Below are 2,207 nucleotides of genomic sequence, written 5' to 3'. Positions count from 1 at the left end.
GCCGCGGTGTCGGAGGTCACGCCGGCCTTGGTGAAGGCGGCGACGTGGGAGGGCAGCGCCTGCGTCAAGGCGCCGTAGCGGGCGTTCTGGTCGGGGGTCATTCGGGCGCTGAGGTGGCTCAGGTTCGCCAAGCCGGTGCCGGCCATCTCGGTCTGGACGCCGCCCGGCTCGACGATCACCACTTGCACGCCGTGCGGGGCGAGTTCGTTGCGCAGGGCGTCGCTCACCGCCTCCATGGCGAACTTGCTGGCGGCGTACGCACCGTAGCCGGCCATGGAGACCTTGCCGTTCAGTGAGCTGATGTTGACGATGCGGCCCTTGCTGCGCACCAGCGCGGGAAGCAGAGCCTGTATGAGCGCGACCTGGCCGAAGACGTTCACCTCGAACAGGCGCCGCCATTCCTCGAGCGGCACCGCTTCGACGGGACCGGCCATGGGGAGGCCGGCATTGTTGACCAGCGCCCGCAGGGCGCGTCCCTGCGGGTCGCCGTCGACACGTGCCACCAGCGCCTTGATGTGGTCCTGGTCGGTGATGTCGAGGATCACCGGTTCGATGCCGGCGGCGAGAAGGGCCTTGCCGTCGCTGTCGCGTCGCACGCCGGCGAGGACGTGGAATCCGCGGCGGGCCATCTCCCGCGCGGTGGCCGCGCCCATGCCGGTCGATGCGCCGGTGACGATGACGAGTTCCTGGGTTTCAGATGACGTTGTCACCTTTGCGATCCTGCCGCGCCTGGATGACGTTGTCAACTGATTCGAGTGACCCTGTCATCCCGGCAGCGCTAGGATTTCCGGCATGCCCAGCCGCGCCGAAACCGCCGCCGCCACCCGCCGCGCTCTGCTCGACGCCGCAGCCGACCTGCTCGACCTCGGCGGCCTGGAAGCGGTGACGCTGCGCGCCGTCGGGGCGAAAGCCGGAGTGACCCGCGGCGCGCCCTATCGCCACTTCCCCGACAAAGAGAGTCTGCTGATCGCGATCGGCACCCGGGCATGGGACCGGCTCGGGGATCAGATGCAGGCCCTCCGCGCAAATCCCGGCTTGCCGACCGCCGAGAAACTGCGCAACGGGATCATCGCGCTCATCGGCATCGGCCGCTCCCAGCCGCACCTCTACAAGCTGATGTTCAGCAACCCGCCCGGTGATCCCACGGCACTGGCCCGTGCGGCCGAGCGCAGCCAGACCGAGTTCCTCGCGATCGTCGCCGACCTGGTCGGCGAGCAGGATGCCCGGCGATACGGCGCCCTGCTCATCAGCGCCGCGAACGGAATCGCCGGCATGGAGGCGAGCGGCCAGCTGCCCAACGAGAAATGGGGCGAGGTCTCCGCCGACGGGCTCATCGACACGCTCGTCGACATGATCCCCGGCAAGGGGCGGCGCGCCTGACGGCGACGCCCCGCCACCGCCTTCGACAGCACCCGGGAAACCACCGTCGCGTCGCGTTCCCTGGTATCAGCGTGAGCGCTTCCGATTACATACCACCCATATTGCCGCGACCCTCGCATGCACCTCGAAACGACTTTGACGTAACGTCAGATTGACGCCATGTCCGCCCTGCCGACCGCCACCCACCGCGCCACCCCGGCGCAGCTCCCGCCATCACCCGAACGTGAGTAACAGCCACTCGGTCCTGCCAGCCCCGCGTGCAGCACAGCAGGGCACGCAGGAGCACGGCCCGGGCGCAGTCGGCCGGGCCGGCAGACGGACGTCTCTCTCTGCAAGGACCGGGGGTGTCAACGGCCACATGGCCGGGACCCCCTCCGGACAGCAAAAAGACCCTGTCCCGCACCAGGCGGGACAGGGTCTTCACGGAGCGCCGGGCAGGCCTTGCACCTGCATCTCCCCGCAGGAAGCGGGACGTCTTTCCTTGGACCACCAACGCATCGCGGATCAGCATGACTTCCGCTGACCAGCTCAAGATCAATCGTAGCAGGCGCAGCAGGCCGTCTCGTCGTCCGGCCGGCCTGCCGACCCCTTCTGTGCTCACCCGCATACGGCTGCGGCCGGGCCTACGGCGTACCGCCCTGCTGACGGCTCATCCACTCCTCGACAGCCCGCTCGGTCCTGGCAAGTTCCTCGGTCGGGCTGAACTGCAGCAGCTCGGTGCCGGAGTCCACGTACGGCCGGTGTCCCGGCGGCTGGTAGAACGCGTCACCGGCCTCGTACACCTCCTCCCGGTCCCCGGAGGTGAAGCGCACGCGTCCGGCGATGAC

General features: G+C 69.1%; 2 protein-coding genes and 1 pseudogene. 1 reads left to right on the top strand and 2 read right to left on the bottom strand.

Going from position 1 to position 2,207, the window contains the following annotated elements; all coding sequences use genetic code 11:
- On the bottom strand, positions 1–710 hold a 710-nt coding region (locus ABZ862_RS38425; RefSeq protein WP_360969260.1), incomplete at its 3' end, for an SDR family oxidoreductase.
- 82 nt (positions 711–792) lie between these two features.
- Between ABZ862_RS38425 and ABZ862_RS38420 the strand changes: the two genes are divergently transcribed.
- Positions 793–1,380 carry a TetR/AcrR family transcriptional regulator gene (locus ABZ862_RS38420; protein WP_360969258.1) on the top strand — a complete coding sequence of 196 codons (588 nt, stop codon included), beginning with the start codon at positions 793–795 and terminating at the stop codon, positions 1,378–1,380.
- A gap of 623 nt (positions 1,381–2,003) precedes the next feature.
- Here the strand turns inward: ABZ862_RS38420 and ABZ862_RS38415 are convergent.
- Positions 2,004–2,207 (bottom strand): annotated as a pseudogene (locus tag ABZ862_RS38415) (hypothetical protein); the annotation flags it as partial.

This window comes from Streptomyces sp. NPDC047000 (genome assembly GCF_040644295.1).
GTDB lineage: Bacteria > Actinomycetota > Actinomycetes > Streptomycetales > Streptomycetaceae > Streptomyces.
The sequence above is the reverse complement of the archived record's forward strand: the minus strand, read 5'-3'. Positions and strand labels throughout refer to the sequence as shown.